Here is a 21,227-nt window from a genome sequence, read left to right as displayed (position 1 = left end):
TACGGGGTCTCAGTCGCGGGGCCAGGGGCGGCCGTCGAGCCGCTCGATGTCGCGGTTGAGACGGGCGAGACAGTCCGCGAGCTGGGCCGCCTCCGCCGGTGTCCAGTCGGCCAGGACCTTGCCGAGGCCGGTCAGGTTCTCGGCGCGGTCCGCGTCGAGCCTGCGCCGGCCCTCGTCGGTGATGGCGAACTTGCGGGCGATGCCGCCCTCGGGGTCGGGGATGCGCTCGACGACACCCGCGCGCAGCATGGCGGCGGTCTGCCGGTTGAGCGTGGAGGTGTCCAGGCCGAAGGCCTCTCTGAGCTGCCCGATGGACATCGGCCCCTGCGCCAGGATGCGGCTGAGCAGGATGTAGGCGCTGCGGTCCAGGCGCCCGCCGCCCCGCGAGGTCAGCAGGCTCATGTGGCGGCCGAGCAGCATGGTCTCGAACTCGACCCGGTCCAGCGGCTTGTCCATGCGAGGTTCCCTTCGGCTCCAGGGCTTGCCTCACGGGCGAGACGGCCACATCGCAGCAGATATATCACGGATTGTGTGCATCTAGCACATCGCGTGCATGGCGCATATGACATGCATGATGCACATCTCGTGTACGGTGCACATCGATCCCGTGGTGTCGTGCCACGGCACGACACCACAACAGGAGAACCTGTGGACAGTGCGCAACCGGAAACCCGACCGGGTGCCGTCGTCGGCATCCTCGCCTTCGCGGGCATCGTGGCCGCGATCACGCAGACCCTGGTGGTGCCGCTCATCGCGGAACTCCCCGTGCTGCTCGACACCTCCGCGTCCAACGCGTCCTGGGTCATCACCGCCACCCTGCTGGCCGCCGCCGTGGCGACGCCCGTCGCGGGCCGCCTCGGCGACATGTTCGGCAAGCGCCGCATGCTGCTCGTGTCCCTGCTCCCGCTCGTCGCCGGCTCCGTGGTCTGCGCGGTGTCGTCCTCCGTCGTCCCGATGATCGCGGGCCGCGGTCTGCAGGGCATGGGCATGGGCGTCGTACCGCTCGGGATCAGCCTGCTGCGGGACGTCGTCCCCAGGGAGCGGCTCGGCTCGTCCATCGCCATCATGAGCGCGTCCATGGGCGTGGGCGGCGCGCTCGGCCTCCCGTTCGCTGCCGCGATCGCCGAGAACGTCAGCTGGCGCGTGCTGTTCTGGGTGGTCGCCGCCCTGGCGCTGGCCGTCGGCGCCCTGATCAGGACCCTCGTGCCCGCGGACCACGAGAACACCGCGCGCGGCGGCTTCGACCTGCTCGGTGCCGTCGGCCTGGGCGCCGGTCTGATCTGTCTGCTGCTCGCCGTCTCCAAGGGCGCCGACTGGGGCTGGGGAAGTGCCACGACGCTGGGCCTGTTCGCCGCCGCGGTCGTCGTCCTGCTGGTCTGGGCCTGGTGGGAACTGCGGCTGACCGACCCGCTGGTCGACCTGCGCGTGACCGCCCGCCCCCAGGTCCTGACGACGAACGCCGCCTCGATCCTGGTCGGGTTCTCCATGTACGCCCAGTCCCTGGTCGTGCCCCAGCTGCTCCAGCTGCCCGAGGCCACGGGCTACGGCCTCGGGCAGTCGATGGTCGCCATGGGTCTGTGGATGGCGCCGGCGGGCCTGATGATGATGGCGATGTCGCCCCTGGGTGCCAAGCTCTCCGCCGCGCGGGGCCCGAAGGTCACCCTCGCCGTGGGCAGCCTGGTCATCGCCGTGGGCTACGGCCTCGGCCTGCCGCTGATCAGCTCCGGCTCCACCTGGGGCCTGCTGGTCGTCACGATCGTCTGCAACACGGGGGTCGGCTTCGCGTACGGCGCGATGCCCGCGCTCATCATGAGCGCCGTGCCCCCCTCCGAGACGGCGTCGGCCAACAGCTTCAACACCCTGATGCGTTCGATCGGCAGCTCGGTCTCGGCCGCTGTCATCGGCGTGGTCCTGGCTCAGATGACCACCGACTTCGGCGGCTACGCCCTGCCCTCCGAAGGGGGCTTCCGCGTCGCCATGGCGATCGGCTGCGGTGTGGGCCTGGCGGCGGCAGCACTCGCCGCGGTCATCCCCGTACGCCCCGCGGCCGGCCTCGAAGCGGCCGCTGTTGCGGCCCCCGCCGCCGCGTCCGAGGTGCCGCAGAAGCGGTCCTGACCGGCCACCGGACGACGCGCGCGGACGGCTGATCAGGTGTGGGGGCGCAGGGGCCTTTCGGCCACAGGCGCTAGAGGGGGTGGGACGCGATCATGGATCGGGTAGGCCTTCGATCATGCTGCTGAACGGACCCTCCCCTTCCGCCTCCGGTACGCGCGCTCCGGCCGTCGCCATGCTGCGCCTGCTCGGTGGCTTCCAGATCTCCCAGGCCCTGTACGTCGTGGCCCGCGCGGGCGTGGCCGACCATCTGGCCCACGGGCCACGTCCGCTGGCCGAGGCCGCCGAGGCCGCCGGACTCCGCGTCGACCTGCTGCGGCGGCTGGTACGCGGCCTCGCCGGCGAACGGGTCTTCGTCTTCGACGCGGACCGCGACACGGTGGGCCTCGGCCCGCTGGGCCACACTCTGCGCAGCGACACCGGGGACTCGCTGCGCGAGGTCGCCGTGATGTGGATGGACACCCACTACCGGCCCTTCGCCCGCCTCTGGTCCACCATGCACGACGGAGTGCCCGCCGCCGAACGGGAGTTGGGCAAGCCGTTCTTCGACTGGATCGCCGAGGAACCGGAGCGGGTCGCGGGCTTCAGCGCCGCCATGGGCAACATGATGGCCGCGCTGCGCCAGGACGCCCTCGACAGCCTGGAGCTGGGCGGGGTACGCCACCTCGTCGACATCGGCGGCGCCGACGGCACCGCGCTGGCCGGGCTCGCCCGGCGCAACGAGCACCTGCGCGGCACCGTCTTCGACCTGCCCCACGTCGTCGAGGGCGCCGGCCCGGTGCTCCGCAAGGCCGGCGTCGCCGACCGCGTCGGCACCCGGGGCGGCGACTTCTTCGAGGGCGTGCCCGGTGACGCCGACGCCTATCTGGCCTGCTTCATCCTCCACGACTGGAACGACGAGCAGTGCGGCACGCTCCTCGACCGCGTCCACGAGGCCGCGCCCGCCGGGGCCCGGCTCTTCCTCGTCGAGACGGTGCTCGGCGAGGGCGTGGCCCCCGAGGTCGCGACGCTCCTGGACCTCACCATGATGGGCATGCTCGACGGCAGGGAACGCAGCCGCGAGGACTGGCGCACCCTGCTGTCGGGATCGGGCTTCCACCTCGACCGCGTCGTGGAGACGGCGGGCCCGATGTGCGTCATCGAGGCGAGCAGAGTGGGCGACTGACCCCGGGGAGACGACGGGCCCCTCGGGGCCCCGCGGCTCGGGGTCAGCGACGCGCCGCGCCCGACGACCCCACCTCGGACAGCGAACCGCCCTCCGCGAGCCGCGCCCGCACCGTCACCTCGGCGTCCTTGGGCGCCCGTACGGCCAGGGTGCGGCCGCGCTTGTCGGCCGTGACGTCCCCGGTGACCGTGATGCCGGTGACGTCACGGCTGCCCGCCGCGAGGAGGTAGCGGTGCCCGGAACCCGCCGTCCAGCCGGTGCCGGCCACCACGTGCTGGCCGAACCGGCTGCAGGAAGCGGTCGCCTTGGCCCGCCCCACCACCTTCGCCGGTGATGTCGGGGCCTCGGCGGACGTACGGAACTGGACCATCACGTCACCGTCGCCGCGCCACGTCGAGGCGCGCGTGCAGGACCACACGGCCCGACCGCCGCTCTCGGGCAGGTCCTGGTCGGCGAAGTCCCACTGATTGACGGACCGCACGCCGCTCCCGCGCAGCTCGGGCAGCCGGCACGCGCCGCGGGCCCAGGCCTGCAGGGCCGTGCTGCTGGTGGCCTCGCGCGGCTGGCGGGACGGGGCCCCGGTGTCGGGCAGCGGCGTGTAGCTGAGGTGCACGGGGGTGAGACCGCCGAGGTCGGCCACGAGGAAGGCGTGCTTCTCCACGATCTTGTCGGACGAGCGCAGTTGCAGCACGGGCATGCTGTCGCACGAGCCACCGGCCGACGGCGCGTCGACCGGCTTGGTGAGTCCCTCGTCGGACACGTCGAGCGGGCGGCCCGGAGCGTTGGGCCGGAGCAGGTCGCGCGTCTGGGCCTCCGCGATCCACGGGGCGGTGAGGTAGCGGACCTTGCCGCCCTCGTGCCCCACCGCGAGCGCCGCCGCCGTCGTCACGTCGGAGTCGTCGGCGCGCGCGAAGGACAGCGTGGCGGGCTCCGAGGGGGACGCGGGCTCGCCGTAGCGGATCACGCGGCGGCCGTCGTGGAACAGCACGACCGTCTCGCCGCCCACGACACCGGCGTACAGCAACTGCGTGGTGTCGGGCGGCGGTTGGGTGGAGGTGGCCCGCGTCGCGGTGACGCGTGTGCCGCGCGGCGGATCGGTCCAGGCGGACAGCGCGCGCCTGAGCAGGGCGCGGTCGCCGGTGCGGGCGCCGCGCGCGGGCCACGCCGTGAAGTCGACCCGCGAGGTGTCGGCCCACACGGCGGGCTTGGTGCGCAGCAGCGCGTCGACACTGAGCGCCGAGTAGCTGCCCGTGGGCCGCGTCCGCTCGGAGTCGTGGTTCACGGTCTGGTCGACCGCCGTGAGCGCCGTGCCGCCGAGAGCGGCGACCCCGACCGCGCACCAGGCGAGCCGGACCCGGCGCCTGCGGCGCACCAGATCGGTGGGCCGCGTCTGCACGGAACAGGCGTCGAACTCCTGCGACTCCAGGAGTGCCGAGGCCGCTTCGCCCACGTCCTGGCGCACCTTGTCGGCGGTCCGCATGGCCTGCCGGGGGTCCGGCACGCCCGCGGCGGCGAGCAGCTCCACCACCTCGGCGCGCGGCAGCCCGTCCAGGGCGCACAGCACGAATGCCGCGCGGGCCGGTGCGGTGAGCCGCGAGAGGAGCTGCGCCAGCTCTATCTCCTCGGTGCCCCCGGCGCGGGGGAAGAGGCGCAGCCCCCAGACGGTGGGGAGCGTGGGGTGCAGTTCACGCGGCGCCGGCAGCCGCTTCGGCCAGCCGCGCGGCCGACGGTCGTGGGCCAGTGCCGCGCCCAGTACGCGCGCCGTGAGCCAGGCGGCCTCCGCGCGGCCCGCCTCGCCCGCCCGGGGTGCCGGGATCTTCGGCAGCGTCCGCCGTGCCCGGAAACCGGGCAGGGCGCGCTGTACCAGGGCGTGGGCGACGAGAACGCGCCGGTGGCGGCTCAGCGTGCCGGGGAGTGTGAGGTAGGCGAGGCGTACGAGCCGGGTGTAGCGGTCGACGATGACCGCCTCCGCCTGGTCGAGGGCGATGCTTTCTGGCGCTTTTGTCCGGCGTCGTTGCGATGTGCTCATCGATCAAGGAGCCTTCCGAAGGCTGACGACGTTCCATCCTGACCTCCTTCAAACGAGTGAATCGTGCGATGGTCACAGGCCTCGTCACCCGGCTTGACGGGGGTCACCGGGAAGGGTGGCGGCGCACCGCCCGTACCCCTGTTGCCGTTCGGTGACATGGGAGACGGAGCTGTGACAGAGGCGAGGGCAACGGGCGCCGGTGGTCACGGGTCGTATGAGGCGAGGTGTACAGGGGCGATGGTTTTCGCCCCAACTGACAGGCCTATCAAGTGACATGGGGGAAAAGTGGAGATGACCATGCGTGTGAACAAGGGACTGCTCGCCGTGGGTGCCGCGGTGGCTTCGGCGGTCGTCGTGGGCACCGCGGTGCCCGCCGGAGCGGCCGGCTCGCCGAAGTTCCTGGCGCCGTCCGAGCTGCCGCCGCACTCGGCGTCGGCCTGGACCGCGGGACCGGTCACGGCCGGGCAGCCCGACCCGCTGCCGATGTGCGTCGGCGAGGCGCTGCCGTCGACCTCCGTGCACCGCGCCTACCGCACCGACTACGACACCGGCGCCCTGCAGGTGACCGTGGTCGAGCGCAGCGAGCAGCGGGCCAAGGACTTCGCGGCGCTGCTGCGCAAGAAGCTGGACGGCTGCGCGGAGACGGTGATGAAGCTGGACCCGGGCACCACCGCGAAGCAGAAGTACTACGGCGAGCTCGCCGTCGAGGAGGGGGCGCACGTGTACGGGGTGCACACCGTGACCGAGTGGGGCGCCTCCGACATCAACATGTTCTCGGTGGGCCGTGACGGCACCACGGTGACGCTCGTGCAGTGGGGGCAGATGGGCGGCTTCGCCGACGCCCAGGTCGCCGACTTCAAGAAGACGACCACCACGGCCGTGAACAAGCTGTACTGACCTCCCCGCTGCCGGGACCGACCTCGGCATCCCCCGGCCGGGGTGGGAGAATCGGCCGACGGACCGCACGGAGTTCCCGCAGGGGAGCGCCTGTTCCGTCGCACGAGGACTCGGCCGGGGAGAGGCCGGGGGCCGGGCGCGTGCCCGGCCCCCGGCGATGGGGAGGAAACCGACGGTGGTGGAGTGGCGGTACATCGCCAAGGGCGCAAGGGCCGTTCCCGAACCCATGGCCACGCCGTTCGTGTGGACGGCGGCGGGCTGGGGCTCCCTGGTGCTGGTGGGCGTGCTCGATCTGCTCGGCGCGCTCGACCGCACCGGCCTCGCCCTCGCCGTCCTGTCGGTGCTGGCCGCCCTCCTCGGCACGCTCGGCCGCTTCGCCGCGGCACCGGGCACGGCCCTGCTGTGCTGGGCCCTGCTGAACGTCTTCGCCGCCCATCCCACGGGAGAGCTCTCCTGGGCCGGGCACCGGGACCCGGGCTGGGTGGCGTGCCTGCTGGCAGCGGCGCTCATCGGCACCGCGGTCGCCCGCGTGCGGTACGCGCGCGCCGCGTACCGCCGCGTCACCCCCTATGACGGGGCCGCCTGACCGGTCGGCTGCCTGTCCTGGCGGCCGTCGTCGGTCGCTGGGCGTAGGTCCGGCGCCCCATGTGCGGACGCGCCGCGCGGCCTAGGGTCGGTGCCCATGCAGAACTCGGAGATCACCCGCCGTGACGTGCGGGAACGCAGGCGCGACACCCTGGAGCGGCTCGCCGGTGAGCGGGACGTCTGGGTGTCGACGGCGCATCCCGACCACGGCCCGCACCAGGTGCCCCTGTGGTTCTCGTGGCACGAAGGTGCCCTGTGGATGTGCACCACCGCGTCCTCCGCGACCGTGCGCAACGTGCGTGAGGAACCGCGCGTACGTCTGTCGCTGCCCGACACCTTCGACGTGGTGCTCCTGCAAGGGGAGGCGGAGTGCTTCCCGGCCGGGCGCGTGCCGACGGCGCCCGCGGACGCGTTCACCGCCAAGTTCGGCTGGGACCCGCGCAAGGAGGAGGGCTCCTATGTGTACGTGCGGGTGGTGCCGACGACCGTGCGGGCCTGGCGCGGCGAGAGGGAGCTGCGCGGCCGGGTCGTCATGCGCGACGGAGCGTGGCTGGAGTAGCGCACGGGCCAGTCCGGGGACCAGGGACCGGAGCCCGGTGTCAGAGGTGAGGGGAAAGGCAGCACCAAACCGTCTTTGCATGACCATGCGAGATGATGCATACTCTTCCTATGTCTAAGGTCCTCACCTCCCTCCCCGCCGGCGAGCGCGTCGGCATCGCCTTCTCGGGCGGTCTCGACACCTCCGTCGCGGTCGCGTGGATGCGCGACAAGGGCGCCGTCCCGTGCACCTACACCGCTGATATCGGCCAGTACGACGAGCCCGACATCGAGTCGGTGCCGGGCCGCGCCAAGGCGTACGGCGCCGAGATCGCGCGCCTGGTCGACTGCCGCGCCGCGCTGGTCGAAGAGGGCCTTGCCGCGCTGACCTGCGGTGCGTTCCACATCCGCTCGGGGGGCCGCGCGTACTTCAACACGACGCCGCTCGGCCGCGCGGTCACCGGCACCCTGCTGGTCCGGGCGATGCTCGAGGACGACGTACAGATCTGGGGCGACGGGTCGACCTTCAAGGGCAACGACATCGAGCGGTTCTACCGGTACGGCCTGCTCGCCAACCCGAACCTGCGGATCTACAAGCCCTGGCTGGACGCGGACTTCGTGACCGAGCTCGGCGGGCGCAAGGAAATGTCGGAGTGGCTCCTCGCCCACGACCTGCCCTACCGGGACAGCACGGAGAAGGCGTACTCCACCGACGCCAACATCTGGGGCGCCACCCACGAGGCCAAGACGCTGGAGCACCTGGACACGGGTGTCGAGACCGTCGAGCCGATCATGGGTGTGAAGTTCTGGGACCCGTCGGTCGAGATCGCCGCCGAGGACGTGACGATCGGCTTCGACCAGGGCCGCCCGGTCACGATCAACGGCAAGGAGTTCGCCTCCGCCGTCGACCTGGTGATGGAGGCCAACGCCATCGGCGGCCGCCACGGCATGGGCATGTCCGACCAGATCGAGAACCGGATCATCGAGGCCAAGAGCCGGGGCATCTACGAGGCCCCGGGCATGGCCCTGCTGCACGCCGCCTACGAGCGGCTCGTCAACGCGATCCACAACGAGGACACCCTCGCGCAGTACCACAACGAGGGCCGGCGGCTCGGCCGTCTCATGTACGAGGGGCGCTGGCTGGACCCGCAGGCGCTGATGGTCCGTGAGTCGCTCCAGCGCTGGGTCGGCGCCGCCGTCACCGGCGAGGTCACCCTGCGGCTGCGGCGCGGCGAGGACTACTCGATCCTCGACACGACCGGCCCCGCGTTCAGCTACCACCCGGACAAGCTGTCCATGGAGCGCACCGAGGACTCGGCCTTCGGCCCGGTGGACCGGATCGGCCAGCTCACCATGCGCAACCTCGACATCGCCGACTCCCGCGCCAAGCTGGAGCAGTACGCCGGCATCGGCCTGATCGGTGCCGCGGGCCCCGCCATCGGCGCCGCCCAGGCCGCCGCGACCGGGCTGATCGGCGCCATGCCGGAGGGCGGCGCCGAGGCGATCGCCTCCCGCGGCGAGGCCGCCGGCGACGACGAGATGCTGGACCGCGCCGCGATGGAGTTCGGCACGGACTGACCCGGCCGCCCGGCCACGCACCATCCCGAGGACCGGACCGACGCCCCGCAACGGCGTCGGTCCGGTCCTTCGCCGTGTGCGGACGACGTCCGCGAGGCGCCCGCTCGGGGACCTGCTCAGCCGCTCCTGCGGGGGACTTGAGCAGGCGGCTTTGTCATTCTTTTACGATGTGGGTGAGGAGGGCACACCCGCCTTCCCGCCGACGAGGGCCCCGAGGCCCTCCCGAAGAAGAAGGGGCCCAAGACCCGCGATGGGCGAGCCTCCCAGTACCAGCCGTGCCATTCCCTGCCCGGAAGCCGTGCGTGAGGGAACGGGGGTGGCGCGGTGACCGAGCTCCTGCTGCTGTTCCTCGCCCTGCTCCTCACGCTCGCCTGTGCCGTGTTCGTCGCGGCCGAGTTCTCCCTGACGACGGTCGAACGCGGTGAGCTGGAGCGCGCCGCCGACGCGGGGGAGCGGGGCGCGGGCGGCGCCCTGAAGGCCGTACGGCGACTGACCTTCCAGCTGTCCGGCGCCCAACTCGGCATCACCGTCACCTCCCTGGTCATCGGCATGCTCGCCGAACCGTCGCTCGCCACGCTGCTGCGCGGACCGCTGACGGCGGCCGGGCTCGGCGGGGCCGCGTCGTCCGTGGCGAGTGTCCTCGGCGTCGTCGCCTCCACCGTCGTCCTGATGGTCATCGGAGAGTTGGTCCCGAAGAACTGGGCGATCTCCCGGCCGCTGGCCGTCGCCAAGGTGGTCGCCGCGCCGCAGCGAGGCTTCACCGCCTCCTTCGCGCCCTTCATCCGGCACCTCAACAACACCGCCAACCGCGTCGTACGCCGCTTCGGCCTGGAACCCGCGGAGGAACTGGCCTCCGCACGCAGCCCCGAGGAACTGGTCGCCCTCGCCCAGCGGTCGGCCGCCGAGGGCGCCATCGAGGCCGACTCCGCCGAACTCTTCGTCCGCACCCTGCACCTGGGCGAGCTGACCGCCCAGAGCGTGATGACCCCGCGCGTCGACGTACGCGCCCTGGAGGCGCACGCCACGGCCGCCGACGCCGCGAACCTCACCTACGCCACGGGCCTGTCCCGCTTCCCCGTCTACCGCGACAGCCTCGACGACGTCATCGGCACCGTCCACATCCGTGACGTCCTCGCCCTGGAGCCCGCGAAGCGGACCGTCACGCCGGTCACCGACCTGGCCACCGACCCCCTCCTCGTCCCCGACAGCCTGCCCGCGGACCGCCTGTTGGAGAGGCTGCGGGCCACCCGCACCATGGCGGTGATCATCGACGAGTACGGCGGCACCGCGGGCGTCGCCACCGTCGAGGACATCGTGGAGGAGGTCGTCGGCGAGGTCCGCGACGAGCACGACCCGATGGAAGTGCCCGACCTGCTGCCCGCCGAGGCGGCCGACGGCGGCCGCGCGGCGTGGCGCGCCGACGGCAGCGTCCGCGTCGACCGGCTCACCGGCATCGGCCTGCGGGCCCCCGAAGGCCCCTACGAAACCGTGGCCGGACTGGTCGCGACCCTGCTCTCCCGCATCCCCGCCGAGGGCGACCGCCTCGAACTCGACGGCGGCTGGCGCCTGGACGTCCTCGACGTCGCACACCACCGCGCCGACCGGGTGCTCCTCACCGCGCCCCCCGCCCTGCTCCCGGCGCAGCACGCGGACGACAGCAGGCACCCGCACGACGACCAGCGCCGGGAGGCGGTCCGATGACCACCGTGCAACTCGTCATCGGGGCCCTGACCCTGCTGACCAACGCCTTCTTCGTCGGCGCCGAGTTCGCGCTGATCTCCGTGCGCCGCAGCCAGATCGAGCCCCGCGCCGCCGAGGGCGACCGGCGCGCCCGCGTCACCCTGTGGGGCATCGAGCACATCTCCGCGATGATGGCGACCGCCCAGCTCGGCATCACCGCGTCCTCGCTCGTGCTCGGCGCGGTCGCCGAACCGGCCATCGCCCACCTCCTGGAGCCCGCCTTCGAGGCCGCTCGCGTGCCGGACGCGCTGGTCCACCCCATCGCCTTCGTCATCGCGCTGACCGTGGCGACGTATCTGCACATGCTGATCGGCGAGATGATCCCCAAGAACATCGCGCTGGCCGCACCGACGCAGACGGCGCTGCTCCTCGGCCCGTGGCTCGTCGCCCTCACTCGCGCCCTGAGGCCGCTGGTCTTCGGCATCAACGCCTTCGCCAACACCCTCCTGAAACTGCTGCGGGTGGAGCCCAAGGACGAGGTCGAGTCGGTCTTCACCGACGACCAGCTCGCCCGCATGGTCCTCGACTCCAGCCAGGCCGGGCTGCTCTCGGCCGCCGACGGGGAGCGCCTGCGCGACGCCCTGGAGCTCGGCACCCGGCCGGTCGGCGAGATCATCGTCCCCGCGGCCCGGATGCGCACGGTCGAACACACCGTCACCCCGGCCGAGTTGGAGCGGGTGGCCGCCGAGGCCGGATACTCCCGCTTCCCGGTCACCGGCCCCCGGGGCACGCTGCTCGGCTACCTCCACATCAAGGACACCCTCGGCGTCGCCGACCGCGACCGGCCCTTCCCCGCCGGTGCGCCGCACCCCGTCACCCGGGTCAGGATCGACACCCCGCTGGACGACACCCTCACCGCACTGCGGGCCGAGGACAGCCATCTGGCCGCGGTCACCGGCGCGTCGGGCGCCGTACTGGGCTTCGTCACCATGGAGGACGTCCTGAGCGAACTGGTCGGGCCCGCCCCGGCCGCCGTGTGATCCCACCCCGCACGCACTCACCCCCCGGCGCGGCTCGAAAGAGCGGCGCCGGGGGGTGAGAAGCGAGCGGGAAGAGCTACTTCTTCCACTGGATGTCGGTGGCGCGGAGCGCGTACACGCCGCACTTGCCCTCGAACTTCCAGTAGCCCTTGCCGACCCAGTCGCCGTAGTGCGTCTTGTTGGCGCACACGGTGACCGTGCGGGCCTTGCCGCGCGTGACATGGCAGTCGGCGGACCAGGAGGAGCTGCCGGTCTTCCAGTTCTTGCAGCTGTAGCCGTAGTCGTTGGCGGCCGCGGTGCCCGGCAGGGCGAAGATCAGGCCTCCGGCGACGACGGTGGTGGCGGCAGCGGCTCCCAGGCCGCGTATGACGCGCTTCATGTGCTCTCCAGTGTCAACTGCTCATGTGCAAACGGCACAGCACAGGCAGGCGAAACCCCCCGTACCGGCCGAAGTGATCTTATGTAACGGCTTTCGGAGCACTTCGCGCGGGTCCTGAGATGTCGCCCCGGACGCGGGGAAACGGCCCGGACGGCATCAGAGTTCGAAGTCGACGCGGCCGAGCAGCCCGACGCGCAGCGCGAAGCAGTCGGCGTGCACGAGACGCCGGGCCGCCGACACCGCCGCACCTCCCGCCGTGACCGTGTCCGTGGCCGTGTCCTGGTCGGCGCGGTACAGCTCGTACTCCTGCACCAGCAGGCGGTACGAGGTGAGCACCTGCCCGTCGGGCGCCTCGATCCCACCGGTCCAGACGAAGCCGCCGCCGTCGGCCGCGCACGTCAACTCGACCGGCGCGCCCAGCTGTTTCCAGTCCATCTCGTCCTCCCGCAGCTCGGCCCGGCTCTGCAGAGTCACGACGACCCGGCGACTCGCGGCCGCCGCGGTCGCTCCGGCGCCGCTGAGCCCACCGAGTTCGTTGAACGGCGCGGGACCGGCGAGCCGGACGGTGAGGAGGCCGCCCTCGCGGCGGCCGGTGACCGAACGCGGCGGGACGAGCTGGGCGAACTCCGCGCGCTCCACTGTCGAGAGGTGCAACGGATCGACCGAGTAGGGCTGGTAGCGGGCCAACGCGAGGCGCACGTACGGGAAGTACGTCGTCCCGAGCGCCGACGCGTCGCCGAAGTCCACGTCGACGTCGACGAACCAGAGCCCGCGCTCCTCGTGGAACTCCGGCGCGAAGGCCACCGCGTCGACGCTCACCGGAGCCGCGTCGGGGGACTCCGCGAGGCGCAGTCCGGTCAGGCGCTTCGCCGCGTTCGGGAAGTGCGCGGCCGACGGGCCCGGCAGGACCGTGGTGTCGGACCAGACCGGGTCGACGCCCCAGCGCGTGACGAAGGTGTCCGGCAGGTCCGCGCCGTCCGGCGCCAGGATCACCGCGAGCATCTCGTCGTCCCCGGAGGAGAACCACGGCCGGTTCAGGTGGACGCGCAGACCGGCGGAGCCGCGGTGGTGCGTGACCGTCCTCCGCTCCTCGTCGACCGTGCGCCGGTGGCGGAACGTCGGCACGGCGTAGGCCACCGACGGGGGCTCGGGCCGGCGTGAACTGGGCACCGGCACGGCGGCGGCGGCCGGGCCGACGCGGGTGATGCCCGCCCGGTCCTCGGTGAGGGTGGGGTGGAAGTACTCGCGGAAGCGGGTGACGGCGGTCGGCGTGTAGCGGACGTCGCGGTGCCGGGTGTCGCCGAACTCGTGGGTGCGGGCAACCCGTTCCTCGTCCGCGGTGTAGTCGAGCGTGACGTCCTCCAGGTGCGTGTGGCCAGAGATCCGGATGGGCGCGGGCCGCGTGACGTCGTCCAGCCACTCCCGCCAGTGGCCGTCCAGCTCGACGTGCCCGCTGCTCTCCGCGTGGCTGGTCAGCAGGCCGGTGAGGCGCGCCGAGGTCTGCTCGGCCGTACGCGCGCAGGCCAGCTCGGCGAGCTCCGGCGGGCGCACGGGCTTCTCCACCGCGTGCACCAGGGTCAGCTCCACCCACGGCGTGAGCATCCAGTTCTCGCCGTCGGCGCTGGCCCGCGTCACGAAGGCCCGGTCGTCGGCGGAGAGCCCCGCCCAGAACGGCGAGGCCGTCAGCAGGGCCCACTGCCGCAGCAGGGGCAGCTTCCGCGCGTCGAGGTAGCAGCTCAGCCGGACGGTGGCGATCTCGCCCTTCGTCAGGAACACCTCCAGGACCCGCTCCAGGGGACCGTCGTGCCAGTGCGGCTCGCCGTCGCCCTCCTTGACGCGCAGCTTGAACGGCTTGGCCTGCGGCCACGGCCCGGGGAAGGGGATCCTGCGGTTCTCGGTGTCGCCGGGCAGGCCGCGCAGCATGACGCCCTCCGCCAGCACGTCCGGGAGGTAGGGCAGGCGCAGCTGGTCGGCGCTGTGCACGACGAACTCGCCCTGGCGCAGCCCCGCGCCGCGCCGGGGCAGCGGGAGCCGGGTCAGCGGCAATGGGTCGTGCACGTCGTGCTTGGCGACGTGGATCTCGCCCCGCCGCAGCAGATCGTGCTCCCGGTGGGGCCACTCGGGGTCGCGCACCTTGGTGTCCAGGAAGGAGCCGGACTCGCGGGACGCCGTCGCGACGTACTCCTCGCGCGCCTGGTCGGACGCGCCCGGACCGAAGACGGCGTCGAACACGCCGTGCTCCTCGGCCATCTGCAGGGCGGTCTTCGGCGGTGCCACGTGCCGCTCCGCGACGGGCTTGTACCGCCGGTCGAGATCGTCCACCGCCGAGTGGGCCTCGTGGTCGGGGACGTCGGAACGCCACAGCGCGTACTCGTCGGCGGAGATGTCCCGTCCCTCGTCGGTGACGGTGCTGCGGATGACGAGCCGCTCGGCGGACTCGCCTTCGTTGAACGGCAGGAGCGGCACCACCACCGGCTGCGGCACCGGCTCCCAGCGCCCGTAGGTGATCGCTTCGGAGTGGACGGCGTCCGGCGTGTCGGCGGTGTGGTCCGGGCCGTTGCCCGCCAGGTCGACGAGCCGGACGCGCATCCGGTAGGTCAGTCCGAAGCGCAGCGCCGGCAGCGAGCCGGGCTCCACAGCGGTCTTGGTGTCCAGGGGCACGTCCGGTGACACCGGCGGGGCGGGGGCCTCCGGCCGGTCGTCCAGGCCGATGACGCGGCCGGGGCGGGGCGCCGCGAGACTCCAGCCGTGCCAGCCGAGCACCGCCTGATGCCCGTACAGCTGGCGGTCGTCGGCGGCGTCGGTGGTGACCGCGCTGGCGCGCACGAGGCCCTCGTCGGGGCGGACCGGGATCTCGACGGGCGGCTGCCCGGGCCGGCGGATGACATGGCGTCCCCGGCGGCGCAGCAGCGACCGCCACTGACCGACGCGTCCGGTGGCCGGGTCGACGACACCGATGTCCACGCGATAGCCGCGCAGCAGGTCGGCGGCGGTCAGCACCACCTCGTCGGACGTCACCCGGCGGTCCAGGTCGACGCCGATCCGCCCGGCCAGATGCCCGTCGCGGTCGGTGCGCAGCAGGGTGATCCCGGCGCCGCGGGCCGCGGGGGTGCCGGTGCCCGAGACCTGCTGGGCCACCGAGTCGACGCCCGAGGGCAGGGTGCCGTCGCTCAGGGTGCCGACGGTGCGGGCGTAGTCGATGTGCTTGAGGGCCGCGCCGTCCACGTCGAGTTCGGTCAGATGCCAGGTCTCGGGGTCGGAGAGGTCGAGCATGCGGCCCTGGAGCAGCCCGTCCTCCCCGGGGGCGGCCTCGAACACGGTGCCCCGGGTGAACCGGATCCGCGTCCAGGGACGGCAGGCCACGGCGTTGAGCCGGTCCGCCTCGGCCAGCCGGTCGTCGAAGAGCACACGGACCCGCGCGCCGTCGGCCACCCCGGCGGGCACGGCGAAGCTCAGGTCGAGGACGAGACCGAACCTGCGCTGCAGCTCCGGATGGTCGCCGAGGAGCCCGCACGCCTCGTGGAAGTCGATCCGGTGCGACGGCTCCTCGGCGAACGGGGCGGGCTCCTTGCCGCGGTCGTAGAACCGCGCGGCCTCGGCCAGCGGCAGCATCCGGCTGTTCTCGCCCGTGTACACCGCGCTCGTACGGTCCATGCTGCGTGGTGTGTTGCTCGTGGCGGCCGCGTCGGCGAAGACGCCCGCGCCGGGGTGCAGGGCGCTCTCCAGGATCTCGAACCCGGCCGCGAGGTCCTTGCCGAGATCGAGCACCGGCCGGGAGATCATGTCGGTGACCCGGTACAGCGCGGGCAGCTCCCAGCCGCGGTGGTCGGTGGGCGGCTCCTCGCACAACAGCCGCTCCTCGCGCGCCCATTCCGTACGCAGCCTGCTCCGGGTCGTGTACACCGCGACCGCCTCGTACAGCCCGGTGACCTCGTCGTGCACGAGCTTGCCCGGGTAGGACCGCAGCGTGCGCCGCTCCTCTGCCGTCAGGGCGGTGGGCGGCTGTGGCGGGCGTACGAAGGTGTCGTCGGTGAACAACGCCCGCCACAGGACGGGATCGGCGGACGGGTGGCGGCCCGTCGGCCGGAGCTCTTTCACGACCGTGCCCTGAGGGCTGTCGAACTCCAGCCACAGCGACGGCAGCAGCGCGGCGAGCCGCTCCGGCCAGTGCGCGAAGTACTCCGACCGGCCCAGCGTGCTGATGCCGGTGAGGGTGGGGCCGACGAGCACGGACACGCGTACGGTGTCCGCGTCGACGACACCGTCGGGGAGCACGGTCCATCGGATGCTGTCCATGGTCAGCCCACCTCCGCGAAGGCCGTGCAGTAGTCGAGGACGGGGTCGACGCGGGCGCCGGTCACCGGATCGTCGTACGGCGACATGAGGTCGGCGAACGACGGCGGGCTGATGGCGGGGACGTCGTCGGTCGCGGCGAACGCGGCGGCATCGGCCCCGCTGCCGGCGAACCTCTTCTCGCAGCTGATCGTCACCGACGTCTCGAAGAAGCCGATCTCGATGCTGATGGTCAGGGTGGCCCGGCCGACCGCGTAGCCGTCCTTGTAGCCCAGCTCCATGTACAGCTCGATGGAGGCGGAGACGATGCCGAGGACGTCGACCTCGCCGCGCGCCCGCAGATACCCGACGAGCGTGACGCTGTTCCGGGAGAGGTCGAGGCGGAAGTAGATCCCGGCCATCACCGACAGGCTGCCGCTGGCCACCCCGAAGTTCATGGACACGGCGGCCCCGAATTCCAGGGCGGCGTCCAGGACGGCGATCTGCCGGGGATTCAGGACGATCCCGAAGTAGCCGCCTCCGCCCAGCATCGACACCGTCAGCCGGAAGGGCGCCTCCCGACGGCAGAACGCGAATCCGGCCTGCAACGGGGTGTCGCCGATGAACGGCACCGAGATCCCGGCGTTGAGCGAGAGGTTCTCCAGGCTGAACACGCCGACTGCGGCGTTCGGCAGCTGCATGGAGTAGTTCGCGTGGATGCCGGAGCCGTCGACCGTGATCGCCGGTGGGTCGCTGAAGCCGTCGAGCGGGATGATGGTGCGCAGGGTCTGGACGAAGTCGAGGTTGCCGACGAAGTCGACGCCGCCGAACTTCACCTCGACGTCGGGCTTCTGCCCGGCGCGCATGCTGAACCTGATCTGCTCGAAGTGCAGCACGACCGCGTCGAATCCGGGCACCATGCGCAGGTCGAATCTGCCGAGGGTGCAGGTGACGTCCGCGGCCTGGGGCACGTCCGGGCGCAGCGAGCCGCGCAGGTCGGTGACCAGCGTCAGCTTGCCCGTCGGCCAGAACACGGCGTGCTCGGGGCTCGTTGGCGTCGGCTCGCCCGGCGTCCAGGGCCTGATGTCGGGCTGCCATTGCAGCCGGGAGTGCACGACGTCGGGCAACTTGGCGCCGAGAGCGGCCATTTCGACGGCCTTCTTGAGCGCCAGCGCCTCCCCGACCGTGCTGTCCCAGGTGGCGGTCGCCTCGGCGATCCGGCCGAGCACCTGACGTACGCCCGAGTCCACCGCGGCGGGCAGGCCGAGGCGCAGCGCGGCGAGCGCGTCGGAGAACGCGGTGAAGGCGCTCTCCACTTCCTCGATGGTGGTCGGGTCCGGCGAGCCCTCCAACTGGCCGGTGAGATAGGCGACCAGGGTCTGCGCGAAGGATTCCGCGGCGTCGGTCGCGCGCAGGACCAGGTCCACCGTCTCGGGGAACTGCTCCTGGACCGAGACGAGCAGGTCGCGCAGTGCGGGGAGATCGTTCAGCAGTCCGGTGACCGCGTCGACCGTCGCGGTGAGGAAACGCGGCGCCTTGAGCTTGTCGAGGCCGATCTCGCTCAGGATCTCGGTGAGCGGGAACATCCCGAAGAGCTTGGCTCCGGCCAGCTCGCCGAAGTAGTCGAGCGGGTTGAACCTGCCCTGGGCGAGCTTGGCCCACTTGTCGAAGGGCTCGGCAGCGGTGCCGGTGCCCGCCGTGAGGGGGCGGGCCGGACTCGCCGCGACCGGTCCGGTGAGCCGGGAGAGGCCCGCGACGGGGAAGTTGGGCTGGGCCAGCGCCCCGGCGGCCTGGCCGCCGTCACGGAAGCTGAGGTCGACGGGCGCGGCCAGCTCGATGAACACCTCCCCCTTGTTCGCCTCGGAGAAGGCGTCCCGCACGTACGGCTCCGGGTAGAACACCGACTGCGCCTGATCGCCGCCGAAGCCGCCGCCGAACCGGGCGAGCGCGGGGACCACGGCCCGCGCCCAGCGCACCGTGGGCAGGAAGCGGGGGTGGTCGGTGGGATCCAGGGCGAGGATGGACTCGCTGGTCACGGCGCCCCAGATCAGCTGCCCCGTGGAGAGCGTCGTGTCGTCGGGCCTGCGGCTCGGCGCGTAGGCGACGGACTGCCCGCGCACGTCCGCGACGACGCGCCGGACGCCCGGATCGCCGAGATCCGGCGGCTCGGGCGCGGGCCCGGACACCAGGCCGCGGTAGTGCTCGGCGATCGCCCGCACATCGCCCTTGTTCTCGTGCACCAGCTTGCCGACGAAGGCCATCGGCGTACGGAACTCCACGAGGCGGCCGTCGAGGTCGACCATGCTCACCTGGAACGGGAAGGGGTCCTCGGCGGCGGAGACCGGGAAGAAGGCGAGCTTCTCGTCGGGGTCGCCGCTGATCGACGACAGTCCCGGAATGGGCACCGGCTTCTGGAGGTCCGGAGTGACCAGCGTGAGCAGCCGGACGCTGGTGAACGGGAACAGCCTGCGCAGCCGCCGCTGGTCGTCGTTGTCCTCCGGCGCGCCATAGGCGCGCACCGGTTCGCGCACCATGATGAAGAACCGCTGGTTGAGGTAGGCGGCGTGGTCCGGGCGGTCGTGGTCGAACTTCCGCTCGGTGACCTTCACCAGGTCGGCCAGATGCCCGAACGGCCAGAGCCTGCCTCGGTACATGACGCGCACGTAGTGGTCGCGGCCGAGCGCGGCGCGATGGCGCCACTGGGTGACGTCGAAGCCGGCCGGCGGCCTGTCCCACCGGCCGGACGAGTCGAGCCAGCCGCCCAGCGCGGACAGGATCAGCCGGTCGACGGCGAGCGGCGCGGGAGAGAAGCCGTCCGGCAGCCGCTGATCGCAGCTCAGGTGCACCACCGAGGACCGGTCCTTGCGGTCCAGGGCCATCGTGAAGTCGTTGCCGCCGGCGTCCAGCGGGCGCGGGACGGCCGGGTCGAAGCCGGGGTCGCGGGTCCATACGGCGCGGGCGGTGCCCGTCGCCCGCATCCGGGTGTGCCAGAGCTCGACCCGGTCGTCGGGATCCGGGTCCGGGAGGTCGGTGGTGTGGGACCAGGCGGCCGTCTGGGGCGGGGAGAGGAGCAGGCGGTAAGGGAGTTCGATGCCGGTCCGGGGGTTGGCGGCGTCCGCCAGGGGGTTCTCCGGTCCGGGCGCGGGGCCCACGGCGGGCGCGGCGGACGGGGGAGCGGGAGCGGCCCGCAAGCCGGCGGCCGTGGGGCCGGCAGGGCCGTGGCGCGCGGTCAGTTCGGCCGCTGTCCTGGCCAGGCGCAATGCCTGGAAGACGTCGTGGGGCGCGGCGCCGGATGTCCGGGGGAGCCGGACCGGTGCCGGGTCCGGTTCGCGGGCCGCGTCCACCACGTGCAGCGGGAGCGTCCGCATGGCGGAGAGCATGCCGGACTCGCTGTACTCGATGACGTCGTCGGCGGCGACGGCGAAGACGAGCAGACTGCGGCCGCCGACGCGGGAGGCGACCGGTGGTGGCTTGTGCGGCTCGCTGCCGGACGGCCGCGCCGTCCCCGCGACGGGCGTCCCCGGCTCGGGGAGGCCGGGGCTCACCTCGAAGAAGGCCTGTTCGGCGATGTGCTGCGGACCGAAGGCGACCACGAGAAGGCCCGGTCGGGCGGGGTCCGCGCGGACCAGTCGGCGCGGACCGGTCAGGGGGCGTTCGAGGCGCAGCCCCAGGAAGGTGACGTGCAGATCCAGCAGATCGGTCGCCCGCAGCAGGCGGTACGGCTCGGGTGACGACGAGGAGCCTGAGGAGGAGGGAGGCGAAGAGGAGGAGGGGGACGCGGCCATGTGTCTCTCCCGTCGAGCGGGTCAGGAAACTGTTGGAGCGTGGATCCGTCCCTCGACGACCGGCGCGGCGGCAGCGCACGCGGCCGTGCAGGGGCCGTGTACGCGGCAGCGCGCCGCGTGCTCCGGCGCGAGGTGAACGGACCGTCCCGTGCGGCGTGGTGGCGACCCTCAGCGGTGGCGCCGGGGCCCGGAGGCTTCACGTATCAGCGGATCCCCGAAGCTCAAGGCGACCGCGTTCCCCATGCCTGCCCCCCCTGCCCTCGACCCCGGGCGCGCACGCACGCACCACGACTCCCGTCCAGGCTCCCGAATGATCACGAGGAATCGTGCGGATGATCCCCGTTGCCACCCGATCGAGTGAAGTGACCCGCCGAGGTGGTGCGGTGCGCGGAATAGCCGCCGGGGAAAGGGGAGTTGACCATCACGTCGGGGCGAGCGACACGTGAGAACGTCCCTGACGACATCGGACAACGGACATCGAGCACCGGACAAGGAGATCCTCATGCCCCTGAGTGTCGAAGAGCGCCAACTGTTCCTGGCCGAGCCCCGCATCGGCGCGATCGCCGTGGACGCGGGGGAGGGACGGGCGCCGCTGACGCTGCCGATCTGGTACCAGTACACGCCGGGCGGCGAGCTGTGGGTGCTGACCGCCCGCGACTCCAAGAAGGCCGAGCTGATCTCGGCCGCGGGGCGCTTCTCGCTGATGGTGGAGCGCCTGGAGCCCACCATTCGCTACGTCTCCGTGGAGGGCGCGGTGGTCCGGCAGGAGGACGCGACCGCCGAGCAGGTGCGGGAGATGGCGGCGCGCTACCTCCCGGCCGAGAAGGTCGCTTCGTACGTGGAGTTCTCGCTCAAGGAACACGGCGAGCAGCTCGCCTACCACCTGCGGCCCGAGCGCTGGTACTCGGCGGACCTCGGCACGGTCTGACCCGCCCGGCCGTCGGGTCGGACCCGCCTCACGTGTCAGGGCGTCACGCCTTGCGGGCGAGACCGCCGTGCTCGCCGATGGGCTGCGCGGCGGGCGCGCCTGGCTCCGGCCGCCAGAAGGGCACCGAGACCACGCCGGGCTCCAGGAGTTCCAGGCCGTCGAAGAACGCCGTGATCTGGTCGACGGGCCGCAGGAAGTAGGGGATGGCGCCGGACGCGTTGTAGCTGTCCTGGGCCTGCT

The 21,227-nt window shown here is 72.6% G+C and carries 15 protein-coding genes; 9 read left to right on the top strand and 6 right to left on the bottom strand.

Going from position 1 to position 21,227, the window contains the following annotated elements; genetic code table 11:
- Nucleotides 1-9 precede the first annotated feature (9 nt).
- On the bottom strand, nt 10-456 hold the full coding sequence (locus AB0L89_RS36730; RefSeq protein ID WP_365151458.1) for a MarR family transcriptional regulator: 447 nt from the start codon (nt 454-456) through the stop codon (nt 10-12).
- A 192-nt stretch (nt 457-648) separates the two neighbouring features.
- Between AB0L89_RS36730 and AB0L89_RS36725 the strand changes: the two genes are divergently transcribed.
- Entirely contained in the window at nt 649-2,115 is a 1,467-nt protein-coding gene (locus AB0L89_RS36725) for an MFS transporter (protein ID WP_365151455.1), read from the top strand.
- Between the two features lie 115 nt (nt 2,116-2,230).
- Nucleotides 2,231-3,277, top strand: coding sequence for a methyltransferase (locus AB0L89_RS36720; RefSeq protein WP_365151452.1), 1,047 nt, complete (start codon nt 2,231-2,233; stop codon nt 3,275-3,277).
- 43 nt (nt 3,278-3,320) lie between these two features.
- Here AB0L89_RS36720 and AB0L89_RS36715 read toward each other — a convergent pair whose 3' ends face one another.
- On the bottom strand, nt 3,321-5,306 hold the full coding sequence (locus AB0L89_RS36715; protein ID WP_365151449.1) for a hypothetical protein: 1,986 nt from the start codon (nt 5,304-5,306) through the stop codon (nt 3,321-3,323).
- A 291-nt stretch (nt 5,307-5,597) separates the two neighbouring features.
- Here AB0L89_RS36715 and AB0L89_RS36710 point away from each other — a divergent pair, with 291 nt between their 5' ends.
- From AB0L89_RS36710 to AB0L89_RS36685, 6 genes are all read left to right on the top strand, one after another.
- Complete coding sequence (locus tag AB0L89_RS36710; protein ID WP_365151446.1) at nt 5,598-6,203, top strand: hypothetical protein; 606 nt, start codon at nt 5,598-5,600, stop codon at nt 6,201-6,203.
- A gap of 175 nt (nt 6,204-6,378) precedes the next feature.
- A complete protein-coding gene (locus AB0L89_RS36705) occupies nt 6,379-6,789 on the top strand; it encodes a hypothetical protein (RefSeq protein ID WP_365151443.1) in 411 nt (136 codons plus the stop codon).
- 96 nt (nt 6,790-6,885) lie between these two features.
- Nucleotides 6,886-7,347 (top strand): pyridoxamine 5'-phosphate oxidase family protein, encoded by a 462-nt coding sequence (locus AB0L89_RS36700; protein WP_365151440.1) that lies wholly within the window; start codon nt 6,886-6,888, stop codon nt 7,345-7,347.
- Between the two features lie 110 nt (nt 7,348-7,457).
- Nucleotides 7,458-8,903: an argininosuccinate synthase gene (argG, locus tag AB0L89_RS36695; RefSeq protein WP_365151437.1), complete on the top strand. Its 1,446-nt coding sequence runs from the start codon at nt 7,458-7,460 to the stop codon at nt 8,901-8,903.
- 324 nt (nt 8,904-9,227) lie between these two features.
- Nucleotides 9,228-10,604: a hemolysin family protein gene (locus AB0L89_RS36690; protein WP_365151434.1), complete on the top strand. Its 1,377-nt coding sequence runs from the start codon at nt 9,228-9,230 to the stop codon at nt 10,602-10,604.
- On the top strand, nt 10,601-11,623 hold the full coding sequence (locus AB0L89_RS36685) for a hemolysin family protein (RefSeq protein ID WP_365151431.1): 1,023 nt from the start codon (nt 10,601-10,603) through the stop codon (nt 11,621-11,623). The genes AB0L89_RS36690 and AB0L89_RS36685 overlap by 4 nt, the downstream gene beginning before the upstream one ends.
- A gap of 76 nt (nt 11,624-11,699) precedes the next feature.
- Here the strand turns inward: AB0L89_RS36685 and AB0L89_RS36680 are convergent, their stop codons facing one another.
- The 3 genes from AB0L89_RS36680 to AB0L89_RS36670 all read right to left on the bottom strand — a co-directional run bounded on the left by AB0L89_RS36680 (nt 11,700) and on the right by AB0L89_RS36670 (nt 20,059).
- Nucleotides 11,700-12,002 carry a hypothetical protein gene (locus AB0L89_RS36680; RefSeq protein ID WP_365151428.1) on the bottom strand — a complete coding sequence of 101 codons (303 nt, stop codon included), beginning with the start codon at nt 12,000-12,002 and terminating at the stop codon, nt 11,700-11,702.
- 156 nt (nt 12,003-12,158) lie between these two features.
- Nucleotides 12,159-16,298 carry a hypothetical protein gene (locus tag AB0L89_RS36675; protein ID WP_365151425.1) on the bottom strand — a complete coding sequence of 1,380 codons (4,140 nt, stop codon included), beginning with the start codon at nt 16,296-16,298 and terminating at the stop codon, nt 12,159-12,161.
- A 2-nt stretch (nt 16,299-16,300) separates the two neighbouring features.
- On the bottom strand, nt 16,301-20,059 hold the full coding sequence (locus AB0L89_RS36670) for a hypothetical protein (RefSeq protein ID WP_365151422.1): 3,759 nt from the start codon (nt 20,057-20,059) through the stop codon (nt 16,301-16,303).
- Nucleotides 20,060-20,561: 502 nt separating this feature from the next.
- Here AB0L89_RS36670 and AB0L89_RS36665 point away from each other — a divergent pair.
- Complete coding sequence (locus AB0L89_RS36665; RefSeq protein ID WP_365151419.1) at nt 20,562-20,987, top strand: pyridoxamine 5'-phosphate oxidase family protein; 426 nt, start codon at nt 20,562-20,564, stop codon at nt 20,985-20,987.
- A gap of 43 nt (nt 20,988-21,030) precedes the next feature.
- Here AB0L89_RS36665 and AB0L89_RS36660 read toward each other — a convergent pair.
- On the bottom strand, nt 21,031-21,227 hold a 197-nt coding region (locus AB0L89_RS36660; protein WP_365151416.1), incomplete at its 5' end, for an SAM-dependent methyltransferase.

The organism is Streptomyces sp. NPDC052114, from assembly GCF_040680155.1.
In the GTDB taxonomy this organism is placed as follows: domain Bacteria; phylum Actinomycetota; class Actinomycetes; order Streptomycetales; family Streptomycetaceae; genus Streptomyces.
This window is presented reverse-complemented; position numbering and strand designations above follow the sequence as displayed.

Bases quoted from the DNA above. Each gene is read 5' to 3' on its own strand.
- AB0L89_RS36670 (WP_365151422.1), bottom strand. From the start codon at position 20,059: ATGGCCGCGTCCCCCTCCTCCTCTTCGCCTCCCTCCTCCTCAGGCTCC.
- AB0L89_RS36730 (WP_365151458.1), bottom strand. From the start codon at position 456: ATGGACAAGCCGCTGGACCGGGTCGAGTTCGAGACCATGCTGCTCGGC.
- AB0L89_RS36720 (WP_365151452.1), top strand. From the start codon at position 2,231: ATGCTGCTGAACGGACCCTCCCCTTCCGCCTCCGGTACGCGCGCTCCG.
- AB0L89_RS36685 (WP_365151431.1), top strand. From the start codon at position 10,601: ATGACCACCGTGCAACTCGTCATCGGGGCCCTGACCCTGCTGACCAAC.
- AB0L89_RS36715 (WP_365151449.1), bottom strand. From the start codon at position 5,306: ATGAGCACATCGCAACGACGCCGGACAAAAGCGCCAGAAAGCATCGCC.
- AB0L89_RS36710 (WP_365151446.1), top strand. From the start codon at position 5,598: ATGACCATGCGTGTGAACAAGGGACTGCTCGCCGTGGGTGCCGCGGTG.
- AB0L89_RS36680 (WP_365151428.1), bottom strand. From the start codon at position 12,002: ATGAAGCGCGTCATACGCGGCCTGGGAGCCGCTGCCGCCACCACCGTC.
- AB0L89_RS36665 (WP_365151419.1), top strand. From the start codon at position 20,562: ATGCCCCTGAGTGTCGAAGAGCGCCAACTGTTCCTGGCCGAGCCCCGC.
- AB0L89_RS36675 (WP_365151425.1), bottom strand. From the start codon at position 16,298: ATGGACAGCATCCGATGGACCGTGCTCCCCGACGGTGTCGTCGACGCG.
- AB0L89_RS36700 (WP_365151440.1), top strand. From the start codon at position 6,886: ATGCAGAACTCGGAGATCACCCGCCGTGACGTGCGGGAACGCAGGCGC.
- argG (WP_365151437.1), top strand. From the start codon at position 7,458: ATGTCTAAGGTCCTCACCTCCCTCCCCGCCGGCGAGCGCGTCGGCATC.